This is a genomic window from Marinobacter salinisoli, from assembly GCF_017301335.1.
GTDB classification, from domain to species: domain Bacteria; phylum Pseudomonadota; class Gammaproteobacteria; order Pseudomonadales; family Oleiphilaceae; genus Marinobacter; species Marinobacter salinisoli.
This window is the reverse complement of record NZ_CP071247.1, coordinates 330,198-348,178: the sequence shown is the minus strand read 5'-3', so window position 1 is coordinate 348,178 and position 17,981 is coordinate 330,198. Positions and strand designations below refer to the sequence as shown.

Genomic DNA, 17,981 nt, shown 5'->3' with positions numbered 1-17,981 from the left:
CTATTAATCCCACTGTTGGTTGAAGGACGCTCAACTATGGCTGGAAGCAGTCTGCTCGCACTGATTGATGACATCGCCACGATTCTTGATGATGTCTCCCTGATGACCAAGACCGCCACCAAGAAGACCGCCGGTGTTCTTGGCGACGATCTGGCGCTCAATGCCCAGCAGGTCACGGGGGTCAAGCCGTCACGGGAATTACCCGTGGTGTGGGCGGTCGCCAAAGGCTCGATGCTGAACAAGACGATTCTGGTGCCGGCGGCACTGGCGATCAGTTTCTTCATTCCCTGGCTGGTGACGCCGCTGTTGATGCTCGGTGGTGCGTTCCTGTGCTTTGAGGGCTTTGAAAAGGTGGCCCACAAGTTCCTCCATCGGGAAGAGGATGCGGCTCACAAGAAAGAACTCCATGAGGCGCTGAAAGATCCTTCGGTCGATATGAAGGCGGTGGAGAAGAGCAAAATCAAGGGTGCAATACGCACGGACTTCATCCTCTCAGCGGAGATCATCGCCATTACCCTGGGCACCGTCACCGAACAGAGCATTGGCATGCAGTTCCTGGTGCTGTCCGTGGTCGCGATTCTGATCACCGTTGGGGTGTATGGCCTGGTGGCGGGCATCGTGAAGCTGGATGACGGTGGTCTGTATCTGAGCCGGAGGGACGGTGCCCTGACCCAGAAAATTGGCCGCGGCATTTTGTGGCTGGCGCCTTACATGATGAAGACCTTGTCCATTCTCGGCACGATTGCCATGTTCCTGGTCGGTGGCGGCATCCTGACGCACGGCATACCGCCGGTATACGACGCCATTCATCATTTCGCCGAGGGTTTTGGTGGCGTGCTGGGTGTGTTGATACCCACTCTGGGGGACGGGCTGTTTGGTGTGCTTGCCGGGGCGCTGCTGGTGGCGGTGATTACGCCGCTCCAGAAACTCTGGGCTGCACGCTCGGCCTGATTACCCGCAGGCGTCGAACAGGCGGCTGACCAGCACCGGTACCGCAGTCTCAACCCGCAGAATACGCTGGCCCAGATGAACACCCTGGCAGCCGGCGTCTTCCAGTTTGCCGACTTCGTAAGGTGTAAAGCCGCCTTCCGGCCCAATGCAAAGAGCAGCCGGTTCCGTCAGATGTGTCGGGCAGGGCACGGCGGTGCCCGGGTGCGCGACCAGCGCTTTCTTGCCGGCCAGCAGTGCCGGCAATTCATCTTCCACGAAAGGCTTGAACAGCTTGCGGATCGTCACTTGCGGCATCCGGGTGTCCCTGGCTTGTTCCAGCCCCAGGGTGAGGTTCTCCAGCAGGTTTTGTTCCGACAGCCACGGCGTTTGCCAGAAGCTTTTTTCCACCTTGTAGCTGTTGATCAGCCAGAGATCCTTCACCCCGAGGCTGGCACAGGTTTGCAGCACTCGGCGGAACATCTTGGGCCGTGGCATTGCCAGAATCAGCGTAAGCGGTAACGGCGGGGGCGGGGATTGAGTCAGCGACACCGATAATTCGGCCTCGGTATCGGTCAGCCGGATCACCTCGCCAGTACCCATGGCGCCGTTCACTCTGCCTACGGGTACCAGATCGCCGGTCTTGACCTTGAGCACCGAGTGCAGGTGGGCGAGCCGTCTGCCTCTCAGCACCACACGATCCGCCCCGGTGAAGTCTTCGTCGAACAGAAGTGCCAGATTCATTGACCGCTGGGCTCGTCCGCATTCGGGTCGGTGACTTCGCGCTTGGCCAGGCGGCCGAACAGGATGCCGAATTCGAACAGTATCCACATGGGAACGGCGAGCAGGGTTTGGGAGATAATGTCCGGCGGCGTTAGCAACATCCCGATGATGAAGCAGGCCACGACCACATAGGGCCGTTTGGCGGCGAGGCTGTCGGGGGTGGTGGCGCCGGTAAGGATCAGGAGCACGGTGGCAACCGGAATCTCGAACGCGACACCAAAGGCGAAGAACATCTTCAGCACGAAATTGAGATAGCTGGTGATGTCCGGAAGCTCGACAATTCCGTCCGGGCCGATAGCGGTGAAGAAGCCAAATACCAGCGGGAAGACCACGTAATAGGCAAAAGCCGCGCCGGCGTAGAACAGAATCACCGAGGTAAACAGCAGGGGGAACGCCAACCGCTTTTCGTGGGCATACAGGCCCGGCGCCACAAAACTCCAGATCTGGTAGAGGATGAACGGAATCGCAACAAACACCGACAGCACCAGCGCCAGTTTCAGCGGCGCGAAGAAGGGGGAGGTGACGTCGGTGGCGATCATGGTCTGCCCAACCGGCAGCAGTTCGCGCAGCGGGTCGGATATCCAGAGGTACAGCGGGTTCGCGAATGGGTAAATCACCGCGAAGCAGACTACCACCGCCAGCGTCATTTTCAGCAGGCGGCTGCGCAGTTCCAGCAGGTGCTCAACCAGTGGCATTTCCGATTGTTCAGGGGTGTGTTTGCCGTCTGGCTTGGCTGTCATGAATGCTTATCCGAAGATCCGGGCTCGGAGCCGGGCGAAGCCGTGTTGCCGGGTTCCGGTGATTGGCTGGGTTCAGGGTCCCGTTGCGTCGGGCTGGCCGGCGGCGCCAGAGGCTGATCCGATGCCTGACTTGCCGACCTCCGGGTGGCCGGAGCCGGGCGCGGCGCTTCGGTCTTGCTGTCCGGCAGAATCATGTGTTCGTACTGCTTGGCTTCGTCGAGGGCGTCGCGCACGGTTTTCTGAACATCGTCCAGGCCCACATCGCCGGCTTTGCGAAGCTCTTCGCGCAGCTCGTCGGCCTTTAGCTGGCGGTCCAGTTCGGAGGTGAACTGACCCACCATGCGGCGCGCGGCACCGATCCAGCGGCCCGCGGCCCGGGCCGCAGTGGGCAGACGCTCAGGGCCCAGCACGAGCAGGGCAATGACTGCGCAAATGAGCAGCTCCAGAAAGCCAATATCGAACATTCAGCCTGGTCTCAGCTGTGGGACTGGTCCCGTGGCTTGTCTTCCGCTTTGGCCTGCTGCTGAGGCGGAGCGTTCTCTTCCAGTGAATCTGGATCGGACGGTTTGCTCTCCTCTTCACTCATGGATTTCTTGAAACCACGAATGGCGCCACCAAGGTCACTGCCGATGTTGCGCAGTTTCTTGGTTCCGAATAAAAGGACGACAATGCCGAGTACGATTAGGAGTTGCCAGATACTGATACCCATCACGGGACCCTCGCGTTAAGGTTTCTGCCTTTTATTATGGCACGTTACCAGATTGGCGGGCTGGTAACACGTTTGTAATTACTGACTTTTCCGTGCGGCCTTCTCTTCCAGCCCGGACAGATCGAAGCGCCGCGCCAGTTCTTCGGTAATAGCCCTGGGGCCGAGTCCGAGGCGGGACAGCATCACCAGCGTGTGAAACCACAGGTCGGCGGTTTCATAGACCAGCTCTGAGGTGTCGCCGGACTGTTCGGCGTCTTTGGCGGCCAGAAGGGTTTCTGTGCACTCTTCGCCAACTTTCTCAAGGATCTTGTTCAGGCCCTTGGCGTGCAGGCTGGCCACGTAGGAGGTATCCGGGTCGGCGGTTTTACGCTGCTCCAGAACCTCGGCCAATTGTTCCAGTACGTCACTCAACGTCTGTGCTCCTTATGATTTGCCGTAGATGGCTTCGGGTTCCTTGATGACCGGCTCCGCGCTGACCCACTGACCCTCGTCGAGGGTGCGGTAAAAACAGCTCCTGCGGCCAGTGTGACAGGCAATACCACCTTTCTGTTCCACTTTCAGCAGGATGACATCCTCATCGCAGTCCAGCCGGATGTCTCGGACCAGCTGCTGGTGGCCGGAACTCTCGCCCTTGCGCCACAGTTTGCCCCGCGAACGGGACCAGTAGACTGCCTGGCCTTCTTCTGCGGTCAGGCGCAGGGATTCCCGGTTCATCCAGGCCATCATCAGAATATCGCCGTTGTCGGCGTCCTGGGCGATGGCCGGAACCAGGCCATCGTCGTTCCAGCGAATTGCGTCCAGCCAGTCAGTGGTGTTGACGTTATCGGGAGAATCTTTCATTTCCATGAATCCTGAGCCAGTTCATTAACGGCTACCACGCAGAACGACCAGACCCGCCGCCGCCAGCAAGCCCCAGCTCCAGACCGGAGTCTGTTCCACCCAGGTGCGGGCTTCAGGCAGGGTGCCGAGCACCGCAGCAGCGACCAGCGCGGTGGCAATCAACCCGCGTCGCCAGCGACGTTCGGTGCGTTGTTGCTGCTCCCGGAGCAGTTCAAGTGTAGCCTGATTCTGTTGTTCGGTGGGCCCCGCCTGACGCAGTTGAAGCAGTGCATCGTGCACCAGTTGGGGCATTTCCGGGGATTGCTCCAGCCAGGACGGCAAGTGACTCTGCAGCGACTTGAACAGCCCGGCGGGACCGATGCGCTTGCGCATCCAGTTTTCCAGGAACGGCTGAGCGGTGCTCCACAGATCCAGATCCGGGTAGAGCTGGCGCCCGAGGCCTTCGACATTCAGAAGGGTCTTTTGCAGCAACACCAGCTGGGGCTGCACTTCCATATTAAAGCGGCGGGCGGTCTGGAACAGGCGCAGCAGGAAGTGTCCGAAGGAGATGTCCTTCAGGGGCCGTTCAAAGATCGGCTCGCACACGGTACGGATGGCGGCTTCGAATTCGTTCACCCGGGTATCCGGCGGCACCCAGCCGGACTGAATATGCAGCTCGGCGACCTGGCGGTAATCGCGCCGGAAAAAGGCCAGCAGGTTGCGGGCGAGGTAGCTCTGGTCGTCCGGTGCCAGGGTACCGACGATACCGAAATCGATGGCGATGTATTTGGGGTCGGCGGGGTTACTGGTGTCCACGAAAATGTTGCCCGGATGCATGTCGGCATGGAAAAAGCTGTCCCGGAACACCTGGGTGAAGAAAATCTCGACGCCTTTCTCGGCCAGCACTTTCATATCGACCCCGGCGGCATTGAGCGCGGCCACATCGGCAATGGGAATGCCGTGAATACGCTCCATGACCAGCACCGATTTGCGGGTGTAATCCCAGTCGATGGCCGGGATGTAGATCAGCGATGACGCCTCGAAATTACGCCGTAACTGGCTGGCGTTGGCGGCCTCGCGCTGCAGGTCCAGCTCGTCGTGAATGGTGCTGTCGTAGTCGGCGACCACTTCGACCGGGTGCAGGCGCTTGCCTTCGGACCAGTACTTTTCCAGCAGCCCCGCCATCAGATACATCAGGGCGAGATCCTGACGGATGACTTTCTCGATCCCTGGGCGCAGTACCTTGACGACCACCTTACGGCCCGAGGGCAACGTGGCGCCGTGTACCTGTGCCACCGACGCCGAGGCGATCGGGTCCGAGGTGAACTCGAGAAACAGGTCGGACACCGGTGCGCCGAGGGAGGTTTCGATGATCTTCCGGGCCAGGTCACTGGAAAACGGCGGAACCCGGTCCTGGAGCTGCTTCAGGGACTCCGCCATGTCGTCTGGCAGCAAGTCACGCCGGGTAGAAAGAATTTGCCCGAACTTGACGAAGACCGGACCCAGTTCTTCCAGTGCCAGTCGCAGACGGTCACCCCGGCTGAGCTTGGGCTGGGGAAACAGGTGCCAGGGTGCCAGCAGGAACACGACCTTGAGTGGTGCAGGTAGTTCCGCCAGGGGTAAAAACGTATCCAGCCGGTAGCGGCAGAATACCCAGGCAATTCGGAACAGGCGTTGCAGGCGGGTCACGGGGTCTCCGGTTGGTCAGTATCCGCTTGATGGTCGAGCTGGTTCAGGCGCGCTTCCAGTCGCTCGGTGCGCAGGTGCAGCTGATCAATGTCCTCGAAGGTGGCTTCCAGTTCCCGGCGTCCGGGCAGACTTCGGCTTTCCTCGTGGATGTATTCCTCAATATTGGCGTTCAGCATGGCGAATGCATTCCGGCTCCAGGCGACGGCCTGGCGGATGCGCTTGCCGATCAAATGGGCGGGCACATCGCCCAGGTAGCGGGCCATGGCAGCTTCCCAGTCCGGGTTGAGCTGGTGCAGGGCGCGCTGCACCTGATGCGCCAGGCCCATGTCGCCGCTGACCGTCAGCCGGCCATCACTGAACACCTTGTCATCACCGATGGCGAGGGCAGTAAACGCGATCGGTTTGCCGCTGATGCTGAGTGCAGGCTGTTCAGCGGGCTGACTGCTGACGCTGACCCGCTCCCCTGTGCGCGACAGGCAATAGGTAAGTGGCACGGGAGCGGAGACCTGGATATTCACCGGTCCGGTCAGGGCATCGAGCAGCGCCGCACGCCCCGCCGGGTCCAGTTCGAGTGTCTGGTTCAGCGCACCCTCGACAATGGCCGATACAGCTGACAGCAGCGTGGGGCCGGGAAACATCAGGGCTTGATTCCCACGTGCAGTGCGACGATGCCGCCGGTCATGTTGTAGTACTTGCAGTTCACCAGCCCGGCATTTTCCATCATGCCCTTGAGCGTGTCCTGGTCTGGATGCATGCGGATCGATTCGGCCAGGTACTTGTAGCTTTCGCTGTCTCCGGCAATCACCTGGCCCATCAGCGGCAGGGCATTGAACGAGTAGGCGTCGTAGACTTTGCTCAGCAGCGGGTTGCTGGGCTTGGAAAACTCCAGAACCATCAGCTTGCCGCCGGGCTTCAGCACCCGGGCCATGTCCCGCAGGGCCTGGTCCTTGTCGGTCACGTTGCGCAGGCCAAAGGCGATGGAGACCGCGTTGAAGGTGTTGTCCGGGAATGGCAGGTGTTCGGCATCGGCCTGCACGTATTCGATGTTGCCGGCATAGCCCCGGTCGGTGAGGCGCCCGCGACCCACCTGCAGCATGGAGGCATTGATGTCGGCCAGCACCACCTTGCCGGTCGGGCCGACGAGATCAGAAAACTTCATGGTCAGGTCGCCGGTCCCGCCGGCAATGTCCAGCACCTGATGGCCGGGGCGCACACCCGACAGTTCGATGGTGAACCGCTTCCAGAGCCGGTGAATGCCCATGGACATCAGATCGTTCATGAGGTCGTACTTGCCGGCAACGTTGTGGAAGACCTCCGCGACCCGGCCCGCTTTCTGGCTCTTGGGCACATTGCTGTAGCCGAAATGGGTGAGGTCGGTCGGTTCCCCGGATGTCTGGACCTGATTGCCTTGCGGTTGCTGCTCACTCATGAAAACTATCCTGTCAGATGTCCAAACCCCGTATTCTAACGGCTGAGGGGGTGGCTACAAGTTTAAACCGGCCTTACACTTACATTCCGACTATTTTGCGAGAGAAATTCGACCTATGTCCGTTATCGACGTTCATCGTCCGCACGCTCTGGATCGCGAGCACGCCCGAGAGGTGGCCGAAACCCTGGCGCAGGATTTGTCCCAGCAGTTTGACGTGAATTACCGGTGGGACGGCGACGTGATGGAGTTCAAGCGCAGTGGCGTTAAGGGGCACCTGAACATCAGTCCATCGGATCTGCATGTGCACCTTGAGCTCGGCATGTTGCTTCGGCCGTTCAAGTCCCGGATCGAGCAGGAAATCAACTCACAGCTGGATCAGATTATTCAGGTCTGATCCTGATCGGCGCCCGCCGTTCCTTCTCAGAGGTCGCCCGGCAGTGTGAACGGGTTCGGGTGGCCCTGCAGGATATTCTCCATCACCCGTGCTTCCCGGCGAACCAATCTCAGAATCAGCGTTTCGACGTTATCCATCTGGCGGAACGCGCTGTAGCCCCGATGCAGGAAGTTGTGTAAATCCTCCAGGCCGGCCATCTCGGCGGGTGCCTTGCCGATCGACAACAGCCAGCCCAGGCTGCGGTTGCGCACGTAGCGTTCCAGTTGCAGGCCAACCTGTTCGACCAGTTCGATCTGGCGTTTCCGTTGTCCAAGCTGGCGGCTCTGGCGATAGGCCCCGCAGTAGTCTTCCTCGGCGAGCGGCGCCGACAGCCGGCCGAGGGCTTCGAGTTGTTCGGTCAGTTCCAGATCCAGTTGCTGGGTGACAAGGTTCAGTTCGACGAGCCCGGCAAAGGTGTCCAGCTGGCGCTCCGGCAGCCACTTCACCATCTTTGGAAAGACCCGGTCGACGTTATCGTCCCTCTGAGTCATGGAGGTTGGGGCGTAGAGGTCGGTCAGCAGGAACTCCAGGCCGATGTGGTAGCCCGGGTGTTCGTACAGATCGCGGTGGGTGGCTTTCAGGCGCTGCGCCTGCCAGTCGGTGACCCGGAAGGAGTCGCTCAGCAGCGGATGCTGCTTCTTATGCTGACGGAAGTCGTGGTAGTCCAGCAGCAGGCGCTGGAGCCGGCGAGCGCTGTCGGTAGTAACGGGGGTGGTGACAAGGCGCTCGCGGTACATGGTGTCCTGCTCCGTATAATGCGTCGTTGATAACGGCGGCTAGTGTAACGAAGCAAAACGGTAATGCTAGCCCTGGCTGGCTGCGGGCAGGGTCTCGAACCCGGGAATCCAGTCTTTACTGTCGAGCGTGATGAAATGGCTCGGGGCATCGGTTTCCACGATGCGCATGGTGGTCGGGCTCTTGCGGGCGCTGGCCAGCATGGCGTTGCGATCCAGTATGCGGTCGACCTCGGGAATCAGGAATGTGCCGTGACGCACGTGGTTGTAGACGCTGGTATCGGTGCGGAGCATCCAGTCCATGATGTTCTCGATATTACGAACGATGGTCAGGTGATCCTTGGTGGCCGAAAACAGGCTGCTCAGCAGTTGTTTTTTGCGCGGATTCATCTTGCCGAAAAAGGTCTGGCCATACGCCGAGGACGGCGCGCTGTTGATCAGCCGGACGACCCAGGGCCACATGCCATGGCTGACCGGTTCCAGCAGGGTGGTGACCAGCGCGTGTAGTTTGCCCTCCGGCAGCACCGGCGCTTCCAGCACTATTTCGACATCGTCGTACAGTTCTGGCCACTGTTTGATCGCTTCCAGGATCACCGCCCCACCCCGGGAGTGCCCGTGGATGCGGATGTTGCGGGTGGTGGGCAGATTGGCCAGGGTCTGGTTCAGGATGGCGGCGTCGTATTCGATGGTGCCCTCCAGATGCTTGATGGGCACCGCCCAGCCGGGTTTTTCCGGGGTCACGCCGTTCACCGGGATATGGTAGTTGCTGCAGGTAAGCAGGATCAGTTCGGTGGTCGCACCCTCGTAGGCTTGGGTGAAGTAGCAGTGGTTCTCTAGAAAGCCATGTACGCCAATGACTGTCTGTTCGGCCCGGCCGCTGTGATTGCGGACTGAGACGGCGCCCTCGCCAACGCGGAAGACCCTGCCAGAAAACATTTCTGAGTAGGCGCTGTCGATAGGTTTGATCAGCTTGCGAACATGGCTCGCTTTCATAATCAGTTCTCCTGCCCAGCATGGGAATCGGTCTGTTATTAGAGTTGGAACCTGCTGGTGGCCCTGTTGTACTCCGAACCGATGCCACTGTTATTGGCGCTGGGAACTTTACTTACGCTGCTCCTTAGCCAACCGATGACTCGTTTCGGCAGGGCTTACCTTCTCACTGTAGTCCGTTTTCCGTAAAGAATTTAACGGTTATTTCCCTGTGGTGTTCTGTAAGCTTATGCATCAGTAGCTTATGGAGCCGTTGCAGTATGTCTGGCACAATGCGGTGTCCATGATCCACTCGTCATTTTTTCACTTTTCCGGGGATTTCCAGGTTTGAGCCAGCCGCACTCGCATTTGATGCAGCCTGCCGATTCGGCCTGGTTGGCTCTGGAACGCCCGGAAAACCCGATGACCATCACCGTCATGATGCGGGCCGATGGTTTGACGGCACCCCGCATGCGCGAGTTCCTTCGGGTGTACTGGATGGCCTGGGAGCGGTTCAGGTACCGGCCGGTGCGGCGCACATCCGCCTGGTACTGGGAGGCCGATCCGGTGTTTGATCTCAAACATCACCTCGATGTGGTGCTTGATCGCTTTACCCCGGAACAGCTCCAGGACTGGGTTTCCGCCCGCCTCAACCAGCCTCTGACACTGTATCGCCCGCGCTGGAAGTTCTGGCTCGCGCCGAGGGCGGAGGGTGGCGCCGTGCTGTTGCTCCGAATGCATCACTGCTATGCCGATGGCCTGTCATTGCTGGGGCTGTTCAGTAGCCTTTGCCCTGCGTCACCGCAGCAGCATCCCGCCATATACGGCGCACCCGAGGTGCCGGAACTGGGGCGCTGGGCAGAGGCCGCCCGGGTTTGGCTCGATCGTCTGGTGGCGGGCGAGCAGGCATCGATGTCGGTCGCCGGCACCGGCGAGCCCGGCGCCGGGCAGGGGAGTCAGTATCACCATGCCGTGCGCCTGCTGGAAAAAACCGCGCAGCAGGGGCTCAAGCTGGTAAACGAGGTCAGCGAGTTTCTGGCGGAAGCCGAAGATACCCCGTCGGATCTCAAGCAGGAGCTGCTGGGACGCCGATGCTGCCGTTGGTCATCGCCGCTGCCACTGGAACGCTTCCGGTCGGTGGCGAAAGCAACCAATGTCACCATCAATGATGTGCTGCTCAGTTGTGTCGCCGCCGCGGTTCGCACCCGGCTGGGGCTGACCGAAGCCGAACTGGATGATGCCACCCTGCACGCCGCGGTGCCGGTGGACATACGCACCCGCCTGCCGGAAGAGTTGCAGCCTGAGCCGGGGATGCTGGGCAATTATTTTGGCACGGTGTTTGTGCCCCTGCCGGTGGACGGGGAAAGTGCGCTGGAGCGCCTGTTTCGTATCAAGCACGAAACCCGGCGCCTGAAAAAAAGCTGGCAGCCGGGCATTGCCTGGGGGCTGGCGGCCAGTGCCTCGCTGATTCCGGAGCCCTGGCGGGGGCCTGTGGCCGAGGTGTTTTACCGTAAGGCCAGTGCCGTGGTTTCCAATGTGCCCGGCACGCCCGAGCCCCGCTATATCGCTGGTTGCCGGATTACCGAGCAGATGTTCTGGGTGCCTCAGGCCGGCAGCATCGGGCTGGGGGTGAGCATCATCAGCTACGCTGGGCAGGTTCAGTTCGGCGTGGTGGCCGATGAAGCAGTCCTCAGCGACCCCGAGGCTTTCCTGGAGGATTGTCTGAGCGAGCTTGACGAGTATGCCGCCTTCGCCGGGGATCGCGGAGCGCGCTAACCCAACGTTTACCCTCGAAACTGTAAATTTCTTTACATTTCAAAGGCAGGCTTTGATTTAGACTGTCGGGCAGTACGGTACGGATTTTCCTGCGCCAAGAGCCTGAAACCGGGTGCTCCCAGGCGCGATTCGCCTACATTAACAACTACAAAATCAACAATGACAAAAGTCGGGGTTTTTCTGTGGAATCCAGTCCGCTTATCTCAATCGGCCTGCCTGTCTCCCTGTTCATCATCATGGTCGGTATTGGCCTGACGCTGACCCTGCGCGATTTTGGCCAGGTCACGCGCAATCCAAAAAGTATTCTGGTTGGCACTGTGGCCCAGATTCTGGTGATGCCGCTGGCGGCCTTTGGTATTGCTCAGGTGCTGGGGCTGGCACCGGCTCTGGCGGTCGGGCTGGTCATTATTGCCGCCTGTCCGGGGGGGACCACCTCCAACCTGTTTGCCCTGCTGGCGCGCGGCAATATCGCCCTGTCTATCCTGTTGACCGTCTCGGCCAGCCTGATCACGATTCTTACCTTGCCGCTGTTCACCAACTACGCCCTGAAAATGTACTTCGGCGAGGGCGCCGATATTGCCCTCCCGGCCGGCAAGACCATCGCCATGCTGGTGGTGATTGTGCTGTTGCCTGTGGCGATCGGGATGTTCATTCGTACACGGGCGCCGGAAACCGCCAGAAAAGCCGAGGGTGTGGTGAGCATCTTTGGCGGCGTGGTGCTGTTGCTGCTGATTGTGGCGATTCTCTGGGGGGCCAGGGAGCGGTTGCCGACACTGATTTCTGAAGCAGGGCCTGCGGCCTTCCTGCTGAACCTGGCGGGGCTGATCGTGGGGCTTGGCATCAGCCGCCTGGCGGGGCTGTCCCAGCGGGAGTCTCTGGCGGTGGCCATCGAGCTGGGCATCAAGAACGGCACCATCGCCCTGATGGTGACGCTGACGCTGCTGGAATCCAGCGAGATGTCTGTGCCAGCAGTGATCTACAGCATCATGATGTACGGCTTCGGTGCGGTGCTGATCGGCCTGGGCCGAAAGCTGGTGCCGGCACATCAGTAAGACCCGCAGGGCTCCCGAGCCGGGAGCCCGCAGGCAGCATGTTACTCCGACGGTTTCACCAGTATCTTGATGTCTTTTTCGGGTTTTCCGAGCCGCTCAAAGGCCGATGCAATGTCGTCCAACCCCACCGTATCGGAGATCAGGTTGCTGGCCTCGAGTTCGCCCTCGGCGAGGTGATGCAGGGTCGCGCCAAACTCTTCCGGGGTGTAGAAGCTGGCAAAGCGCAGATCCAGTTCTTTCAGGATCGGGAATGCCGGCACCATGTTATCCGGTTCCATGCACAGGCCCACCACAACCACTCTCGCACCGTAGGGCGCACCGGCACAGACGTTCTGGATCAACCCGGGAATGCCCACGCATTCGAAGATCAGTGATGGCCTCAGGTCCGCGCCGCCGAACAGAGGGGAAAACGGGCCCGCCTGGTCGGCGGCACTGGCCTTGGCCGCTTCCTGCCAGCTTTCATAGGGTGATTGTTGCGCTGGATTAACCACCACATCGGCACCCACCTGCCTGGCCAGATCCCGGCGCGCCGCCGAGAAGTCCGACGCCACGATCGGGCCGATGTTCTTCATCTTCAGCACCGCAATCACCGCCAGGCCGATAGGGCCACAGCCGATCACCAGCGGCACGTGGTTCGGGCTCGGCTCACCACGATTCACCGCGTGCAGGGCGACGGCCATGGGTTCGGTCAGCGAGGCAATATCCGGATCCAGTCCGTTGGGCACTTTCATGGTCAGCCGGCTGTCCAGCAGCAGGCGTTCCGAAAAGCCGCCGGGCAGGCTGGGGGTGCCGGAGCCGATAAAGGCCATGCCGTCTTCACGCATCAGAAATGGCAACGAAACGACCTGGTCGCCGGGTTTGAAGGAGGTTCCGGGGGCATTGCTTTCCAGCACTTCACCCACAAATTCGTGGCCCAGGGAGATGGGCTGGCTGATGTCGACCAGCGGCTGGCCGATGATCTGGCGGGTGGCTTCGGCCATGTCATTGGCGTGGTGGACACAATGCAGGTCGGTCCCGCAGATGCCGCACACCATGGACTTGACCAGCAGTTCGTTCGGTTTCGGGGTGGGCTCCGGTACGTCTGTTACCTTCAGCTTGTTATTTTCAACGACGGCTCCGCGCATGATCGGTCTCCTGTCTCAAAGGGGCCGGTTGCACCGGCCCGGATTGACTCCGCGCCGGCGACGTTCGGGTTTTACGCCAGTTCACCAATGTCCCGAAGCCATGCTTCGGAACGCTTGAGGCCTTCCTCCAGGTTCACCCTGGGCTCAAACCCCAGGTGTTTGCGGGCGTTTGTCATCGTGTAACCGCCCTTGCGGGAGAGCATCAGCATGGTGTCCGGTGTCACTTCATTGTTGCGTTTGAGCTTCTTGTTCAGCCACCAGAGGCTGGTGGTGAGTTTCAGTGCCGCCGCCAGCGGCAGGCTCGGGGGCGCACCCTTGCGCCCGGCCCAGGCCCAGTGGTTGGAGAAAAATTCCCGGCAGGTGATGGGTTCATCGCCCCAGAGGATGAAGATGCGCCCACTGCCGGCCGGCAGGCCCGCTGCCAGAACGGTGCCGTCCACCAGGTCATCGATATAAACCGGGGTATGAATGCCCTTGCCGCCATCAGGCAGAATCAGTTGTCCGGCCTTGGCCATTTTCAGCGGTTCGAGCAGCCACGGACGCGATCCGGGGCCGTAGACATCGCCGGGCCGGATGATGGTGCAGTCGATTTCCCCGGCAGCGTGGGCGGCCAGCACGGCGTGTTCGGAGGCGCCTTTGGCCACGCCGTAACGGTAGTGTTCGCCAATGACCACGGGGGCCCGTTCATCGGCCCCCGGCGGGTAGTCATAACCCATGGCGGCAATGGACGAGAAATGCACGAAGCGCTGGGCGCCGCCGCGGATGGCAACGTCGAGGGCGTTGCGAACGCCGGCCAGGGATACTCGGGTGTAGTCGTCCCAGTCCGCTGCCAGTGACACAACCGCCGCGGTATTGATGAACAGATCGCAGCCGCGGGCGTAGTCTTGCCAGGTGTCGGGTTCGGTCAGGTCACCGGGCACGACATTGCGGGATTCGTCGGAGTGCAGATCCATGCCGGCCACCTCGCAACCCAACCCTTTGTAGCGGTCATAGAGTTTGCGGCCGATAAACCCGTTGGCGCCGGTGATGAAGACTTTGTTCGGAAGTTCGGGCGTTTGCCCGTCTTTACCAGTGGGGGGAGACGTCTTGGCCATGGTGGTGTGTTCTTGTTGTTGGAGAAATGTTGGGGCCGCCGATGACGCGTATCGGGGCCCCGTTGGCTGGTGTCAGGATCAGCGCAGGTTCCGGCGCAGGATCTTGCCCACATTGGACTTGGGGATTTCGTCTAGCACCACCACTTCCCTGGGCACCTTGTAGGCCGCGAGGTTGGCTCGGCAGTGCGCGATAATGGCGTCCTCGTCCAGCTCGCCCTTGCCGGAGGCCGAGACAAAGAGCTTGACCCGCTCCCCGGTCTTGTCGTCCGGTGCGCCAACCACTGCGGCTTCGGCGACACTGTCCAGTTCGCAGACGACCCCCTCGACCTCATTGGGGTAGACGTTAAAGCCGGACACGATGAGCATGTCTTTCTTGCGGTCAACGATCTCGAACTTGCCATCCTCGTGCATTACCGCAATGTCACCGGTACGGAAATAACCGTCCGGTGTGAAAACCTCCGCGGTGGCCTGCTCTCGGTTCCAGTAGCCCTTCATGACCTGAGGCCCCTTGGCGCAGATTTCGCCCGGTTCGCCCGGCGGCAGCGGCTGGTCATCCGCACCGAGCACTTTCACGTCGGTGGATGGGACGGGGTAGCCTACGGTGCCGGTGAATTCGTTATTGCTCATCAGGTTCAGGGTGAGGATCGGAGCCGTTTCTGACAGACCGAAGCCCTCGATGATGTGAGAGCCGGTGATCTCGTGCCAGCGCTCAGAGGTGCTCGCGAAAATCTTGGAACCACCGCCGAAAGCGACCTTGTAGCGGGAGAAATCGACGTTCTTAAATTCCGGATGCATGGTCATGCCGGCAAACAGAGTGTTCACGCCGCCAATTACCGAGAACCCCGCATTCTTGATGGCACCAATGTAGGCATCCATGTCGCGCGGATTCGGAATCAGAATGGCCTTTGCTCCGATGGCCGCGTAAGCCACGTAAATCATCAGTCCGAAGATGTGGTACATCGGCAGCGATAGCACCACGCACTCCTTGCCGGGTTCGTTGGCGTCCGGAACGAAGGCTTTGAACTGCAATGTGTTGGCCACCAGGTTGCGGTGAGTCAGGGTGGCTCCCTTGGAAGGGCCGGTGGTGCCGCCGGTGTATTGCAGGAACAGTACATCGTCCCCGTTCAGTTCCACGACGGCCGGCTTCTCACCTTCATGTCGGGTCAGCAGGTCGGTCAGGCGGATGTGGTCGCCCAGGTTCTCCGCGATGGGTGGTGCCGGAATGTCTGCGCCGGAACCGTCCCCAGGGCCTACCGTGACCACGTTCCGAATCGATGTTTTTTCCCGAATCTCGGCCAGTGCGGGTGTAGAACCGGTGTAGATGATGATGTGTTCTGCACCCGAATCGTTGAGCTGGTGTTCCAGTTCCCTCGGCGTGTACAGGGGGTTCACATTAACCTGAATCGCCCCGGTTTTGAGGATCGCCAGCAAGGAAATGGGATAGGCGAACAGGTTGGGGAGCATCACGGCGACACGGTCACCCTTGGTGATGCCGAACTCTTTCTGCATGGCTGCGGCAAGAGTGTTTGAAACGGTGTCGAGCTGCTGGTAGGTCAGCGTGAGGCCAAAGCATTCCAGCGCCACGTGGTCGGGGAAGTTATCGACGGCCTGTTTAAACAGTGCCTGAACGGAACTGAACTCGTCAGGATTGATGGTGTGAGGAACGTTTTCTGGATAATGCTGGAGCCAGGGTTGTTGTTGCATTGCGCTTGTTTCTCCAATTCAGCAACCAGTGATGTTTGCCCTCGGTACCCGGCCGGTATCAGGCCATGACCTGAGGACCCCGTTGTCGGTGCCATGCAATCAGAATGTGAGTGCCGCTGGCAAGCCGGCCGGGGCGAGTTTCGCCCCAGGCCGCCTGTTGTTAGCGGGAAATTTTGTCGGCGTGATTCGGCGTCGGTGTGGTGATGTACATGGACGGGTCCAGACCGCGCTCCTGGATGCAGGCTTCGATCATGGCCATGATCGAGCTGGCATCCAGAATACTGTGATATTCGCCATTTTCATCGAAGTTCACGTTGGCGCCTTCGATGATCATCACCGTTTCCGTGACTTCTTTGTTGTCCTCGGGGACGTTGAAGGTATGGATGCTGCCGCCGGGTTCAAACAGGTAGCTGCCCGCGGTTTGTGGCTGATCCGGGTGTTCGACATAGTTCCAGCGGCCCGAGAGGGTCCAGAAGTGCACGGTGCCGGTGTGGTAGTGGGTTGGCAGTTTCACGCCCGGGTGGAAGAACACACGCAGGGTCCAGGTGCCCCTGGTCGGGTCCAGAAACAACGGCTGAACATCCAGCCCCGGAACCAGGATGTCTTTATAAACGGGCGCGTCGTTGGAGTTGATGGTCAGAAGAGTGTCATTGTCCTGAACAGTCACCGGAAGCATAGGTTCGCTCCTGTTGTTGGTCGTTGTCTTATTATGGAAGTTCAGTATCCATGTTGGCCCATGGTGACCCAGTAAATTTTAGCTTTTCACGCCATTTTTGCCGGAACCTGTACCGGAGGTGAAAAGTGGCCGCAGCCCCGGCGACGGCACGCCATTGCTCATCGGGCGGCGATCAGAGCCGCACGCATCGCCTTCGGTGACGTGCCGAACCACCGAACGCAGGCGCGGTTGAACGAGCTCTGCTGCCCGTAACCCAGCAGTCCGGCGACCTGGCTCATACTCATGCTCCTCTCCCGCAGGTAGTCTTCGGCCAGTTCCCGGCGAACCTCGTCCACCAGATTTTCGAACACGATGTCTTCCTTTTTGAGCCGGCGTTGCAGGGTGCGTTCACTGACCGCCAGGTGGCGCGCAATCAGGGTAATGGTGCAGCGGCGTTCCAGGGGCAGCAGCGAAATCACCAGAGAACGAACGTTTTCCCGGAGGGTGGTCCGTTGCTGGGCCAGTTTCTGCCGGACGAACTCCTCCATGGCATTGAGCAGCGCCGGGTCGCTTTGCAGGATGGGACGGGTGAGATCGATGTTGGCGATGGTAATGGCATTCACCGGCTCCCCGAAGCTGACCGGGCCGGCGAAAATGGTGCGGTACCGGGCCATCGGACTGATCATTTGATGGCGAAAGCGGATGTGGCGCGGGACAAAAGCCTTGCCGATCAGAACTCGCAGCACCTGGATCGCCAGCACCAGGCTCATCTCGACAGTCTGCGCCCGTTCCTGGCCCTGGGTCAGGTTGATATCAAACTTCAGGGTGCGGGCCTTGCCTTCCTCCAGGGGCTGCAAGCGCAGGAAGACCGCCGGGCTGTGGTAGCCGATGTATTGAATGACATGATTCAGGGCTTCTTCCACGGTGGACGAGTTCTGGGCTATCACCGCAATGGGGCCCAGCACAGTCATGCCCTGTTTCAGGCCTACCCTCAGGCCAAAGTCCAGGCAGCCGAAGTCCTCCGCAGCCTGCTCCATCATCCGGATGAGGCTGAGGTAGGGCATCATCTGCTTGGGGTCGTCGATCATCTCTTCGCGCAGATCGAAACGAGCCAGAAAGGGGGCCGGGTCCGCACCCAACTCCCGGATGACGTCCGGTACCGCTGTCATGGCCCGGGCGCGTATCAGTGGTTCATCGTTCATGGAGCCCTCGACAAGCTTTCGCCAGCAGCGGGTGCAGGCTGACGCTGACGCTCTCGGCCAACGATTCATTGTCTACATTGCCCGGCCTGATTCAATAATCCGTTAGCGCCGGAGTAAACAATAATGTCCGTAAAATCCGGAT

Annotated in this window: 20 protein-coding genes; 4 read left to right on the top strand and 16 right to left on the bottom strand. The window is 60.3% G+C overall.

The features are described 5' to 3' along the window. Positions 1-36 precede the first annotated feature (36 nt). Positions 37-951 (top strand): DUF808 domain-containing protein, encoded by a 915-nt coding sequence (locus LPB19_RS01605; protein ID WP_206644351.1) that lies wholly within the window; start codon positions 37-39, stop codon positions 949-951. Here LPB19_RS01605 and LPB19_RS01600 read toward each other — a convergent pair whose 3' ends face one another. The 9 genes from LPB19_RS01600 to ubiE all read right to left on the bottom strand — a co-directional run bounded on the left by LPB19_RS01600 (position 952) and on the right by ubiE (position 7,096). Next, complete coding sequence (locus tag LPB19_RS01600) at positions 952-1,671, bottom strand: 16S rRNA (uracil(1498)-N(3))-methyltransferase (RefSeq protein ID WP_206644350.1); 720 nt, start codon at positions 1,669-1,671, stop codon at positions 952-954. After that, a complete protein-coding gene (gene tatC, locus LPB19_RS01595; protein WP_206644349.1) occupies positions 1,668-2,450 on the bottom strand; it encodes a twin-arginine translocase subunit TatC in 783 nt (260 codons plus the stop codon). The genes LPB19_RS01600 and tatC overlap by 4 nt, the downstream gene beginning before the upstream one ends. Continuing rightward, positions 2,447-2,914, bottom strand: a complete 468-nt coding sequence (gene tatB, locus LPB19_RS01590) for a Sec-independent protein translocase protein TatB (RefSeq protein WP_206644348.1) — start codon at positions 2,912-2,914, stop codon at positions 2,447-2,449. Before tatB ends, tatC begins: the two co-directional genes overlap by 4 nt. Before the next feature lie 11 nt (positions 2,915-2,925). Continuing rightward, the gene (gene tatA, locus LPB19_RS01585) at positions 2,926-3,159 is read right to left on the bottom strand and encodes a Sec-independent protein translocase subunit TatA (RefSeq protein ID WP_206644347.1); all 234 of its coding nucleotides are present in this window, start codon (positions 3,157-3,159) and stop codon (positions 2,926-2,928) included. 78 nt (positions 3,160-3,237) lie between these two features. Continuing rightward, positions 3,238-3,570 carry a phosphoribosyl-ATP diphosphatase gene (locus tag LPB19_RS01580; protein WP_206644346.1) on the bottom strand — a complete coding sequence of 111 codons (333 nt, stop codon included), beginning with the start codon at positions 3,568-3,570 and terminating at the stop codon, positions 3,238-3,240. A gap of 12 nt (positions 3,571-3,582) precedes the next feature. Beyond that, a complete protein-coding gene (hisI, locus tag LPB19_RS01575; protein WP_206644345.1) occupies positions 3,583-3,999 on the bottom strand; it encodes a phosphoribosyl-AMP cyclohydrolase in 417 nt (138 codons plus the stop codon). 24 nt (positions 4,000-4,023) lie between these two features. Beyond that, positions 4,024-5,667: a ubiquinone biosynthesis regulatory protein kinase UbiB gene (gene ubiB / locus LPB19_RS01570; protein WP_206644344.1), complete on the bottom strand. Its 1,644-nt coding sequence runs from the start codon at positions 5,665-5,667 to the stop codon at positions 4,024-4,026. Next, positions 5,664-6,305: a ubiquinone biosynthesis accessory factor UbiJ gene (locus tag LPB19_RS01565; RefSeq protein WP_206644343.1), complete on the bottom strand. Its 642-nt coding sequence runs from the start codon at positions 6,303-6,305 to the stop codon at positions 5,664-5,666. The genes ubiB and LPB19_RS01565 overlap by 4 nt, the downstream gene beginning before the upstream one ends. After that, positions 6,305-7,096 (bottom strand): bifunctional demethylmenaquinone methyltransferase/2-methoxy-6-polyprenyl-1,4-benzoquinol methylase UbiE, encoded by a 792-nt coding sequence (ubiE, locus tag LPB19_RS01560; protein WP_206644342.1) that lies wholly within the window; start codon positions 7,094-7,096, stop codon positions 6,305-6,307. The genes LPB19_RS01565 and ubiE overlap by 1 nt, the downstream gene beginning before the upstream one ends. A 115-nt stretch (positions 7,097-7,211) precedes the next feature. On the opposite strand from ubiE, the gene LPB19_RS01555 reads away from it, so the two are divergent. Further along, on the top strand, positions 7,212-7,490 hold the full coding sequence (locus tag LPB19_RS01555; protein ID WP_206644341.1) for a polyhydroxyalkanoic acid system family protein: 279 nt from the start codon (positions 7,212-7,214) through the stop codon (positions 7,488-7,490). 26 nt (positions 7,491-7,516) lie between these two features. Here LPB19_RS01555 and LPB19_RS01550 read toward each other — a convergent pair whose 3' ends face one another. Both LPB19_RS01550 and LPB19_RS01545 read right to left on the bottom strand, forming a co-directional pair. Next, positions 7,517-8,266: an FFLEELY motif protein gene (locus LPB19_RS01550; protein ID WP_206644340.1), complete on the bottom strand. Its 750-nt coding sequence runs from the start codon at positions 8,264-8,266 to the stop codon at positions 7,517-7,519. Between the two features lie 66 nt (positions 8,267-8,332). Continuing rightward, positions 8,333-9,256, bottom strand: coding sequence for an alpha/beta hydrolase (locus LPB19_RS01545; protein ID WP_206644339.1), 924 nt, complete (start codon positions 9,254-9,256; stop codon positions 8,333-8,335). Positions 9,257-9,580: 324 nt separating this feature from the next. Between LPB19_RS01545 and LPB19_RS01540 the strand changes: the two genes are divergently transcribed. Together LPB19_RS01540 and LPB19_RS01535 are read left to right on the top strand one after the other, a co-directional pair. Continuing rightward, positions 9,581-11,008: a WS/DGAT domain-containing protein gene (locus LPB19_RS01540; RefSeq protein ID WP_228289171.1), complete on the top strand. Its 1,428-nt coding sequence runs from the start codon at positions 9,581-9,583 to the stop codon at positions 11,006-11,008. 182 nt (positions 11,009-11,190) lie between these two features. After that, positions 11,191-12,060, top strand: coding sequence for a bile acid:sodium symporter family protein (locus LPB19_RS01535; protein WP_206644338.1), 870 nt, complete (start codon positions 11,191-11,193; stop codon positions 12,058-12,060). A gap of 41 nt (positions 12,061-12,101) precedes the next feature. On the opposite strand, the gene LPB19_RS01530 is transcribed toward LPB19_RS01535, so the two are convergent. From LPB19_RS01530 to LPB19_RS01510, 5 genes are all read right to left on the bottom strand, one after another. Further along, positions 12,102-13,184, bottom strand: a complete 1,083-nt coding sequence (locus tag LPB19_RS01530; RefSeq protein WP_206644337.1) for a zinc-binding dehydrogenase — start codon at positions 13,182-13,184, stop codon at positions 12,102-12,104. 71 nt (positions 13,185-13,255) lie between these two features. Continuing rightward, positions 13,256-14,278, bottom strand: a complete 1,023-nt coding sequence (locus LPB19_RS01525) for an NAD-dependent epimerase/dehydratase family protein (protein ID WP_206644336.1) — start codon at positions 14,276-14,278, stop codon at positions 13,256-13,258. 78 nt (positions 14,279-14,356) lie between these two features. Beyond that, positions 14,357-15,982, bottom strand: coding sequence for an AMP-binding protein (locus LPB19_RS01520; RefSeq protein ID WP_206644335.1), 1,626 nt, complete (start codon positions 15,980-15,982; stop codon positions 14,357-14,359). Positions 15,983-16,142: 160 nt separating this feature from the next. Beyond that, positions 16,143-16,658, bottom strand: a complete 516-nt coding sequence (locus LPB19_RS01515; RefSeq protein ID WP_206644334.1) for a 2,4'-dihydroxyacetophenone dioxygenase family protein — start codon at positions 16,656-16,658, stop codon at positions 16,143-16,145. Between the two features lie 158 nt (positions 16,659-16,816). Continuing rightward, positions 16,817-17,839, bottom strand: a complete 1,023-nt coding sequence (locus LPB19_RS01510) for an AraC family transcriptional regulator (protein ID WP_206644333.1) — start codon at positions 17,837-17,839, stop codon at positions 16,817-16,819. Between the last annotated feature and the right edge of the window lie 142 nt (positions 17,840-17,981).

Bases quoted from the DNA above. Each gene is read 5' to 3' on its own strand.
- LPB19_RS01520 (WP_206644335.1), bottom strand. From the start codon at position 15,982: ATGCAACAACAACCCTGGCTCCAGCATTATCCAGAAAACGTTCCTCAC.
- tatA (WP_206644347.1), bottom strand. From the start codon at position 3,159: ATGGGTATCAGTATCTGGCAACTCCTAATCGTACTCGGCATTGTCGTC.
- LPB19_RS01600 (WP_206644350.1), bottom strand. From the start codon at position 1,671: ATGAATCTGGCACTTCTGTTCGACGAAGACTTCACCGGGGCGGATCGT.
- LPB19_RS01515 (WP_206644334.1), bottom strand. From the start codon at position 16,658: ATGCTTCCGGTGACTGTTCAGGACAATGACACTCTTCTGACCATCAAC.
- LPB19_RS01605 (WP_206644351.1), top strand. From the start codon at position 37: ATGGCTGGAAGCAGTCTGCTCGCACTGATTGATGACATCGCCACGATT.
- hisI (WP_206644345.1), bottom strand. From the start codon at position 3,999: ATGAAAGATTCTCCCGATAACGTCAACACCACTGACTGGCTGGACGCA.
- tatC (WP_206644349.1), bottom strand. From the start codon at position 2,450: ATGACAGCCAAGCCAGACGGCAAACACACCCCTGAACAATCGGAAATG.
- LPB19_RS01545 (WP_206644339.1), bottom strand. From the start codon at position 9,256: ATGAAAGCGAGCCATGTTCGCAAGCTGATCAAACCTATCGACAGCGCC.
- ubiE (WP_206644342.1), bottom strand. From the start codon at position 7,096: ATGAGTGAGCAGCAACCGCAAGGCAATCAGGTCCAGACATCCGGGGAA.
- LPB19_RS01530 (WP_206644337.1), bottom strand. From the start codon at position 13,184: ATGCGCGGAGCCGTCGTTGAAAATAACAAGCTGAAGGTAACAGACGTA.
- LPB19_RS01525 (WP_206644336.1), bottom strand. From the start codon at position 14,278: ATGGCCAAGACGTCTCCCCCCACTGGTAAAGACGGGCAAACGCCCGAA.
- tatB (WP_206644348.1), bottom strand. From the start codon at position 2,914: ATGTTCGATATTGGCTTTCTGGAGCTGCTCATTTGCGCAGTCATTGCC.
- LPB19_RS01550 (WP_206644340.1), bottom strand. From the start codon at position 8,266: ATGTACCGCGAGCGCCTTGTCACCACCCCCGTTACTACCGACAGCGCT.
- LPB19_RS01555 (WP_206644341.1), top strand. From the start codon at position 7,212: ATGTCCGTTATCGACGTTCATCGTCCGCACGCTCTGGATCGCGAGCAC.
- LPB19_RS01510 (WP_206644333.1), bottom strand. From the start codon at position 17,839: ATGAACGATGAACCACTGATACGCGCCCGGGCCATGACAGCGGTACCG.
- LPB19_RS01565 (WP_206644343.1), bottom strand. From the start codon at position 6,305: ATGTTTCCCGGCCCCACGCTGCTGTCAGCTGTATCGGCCATTGTCGAG.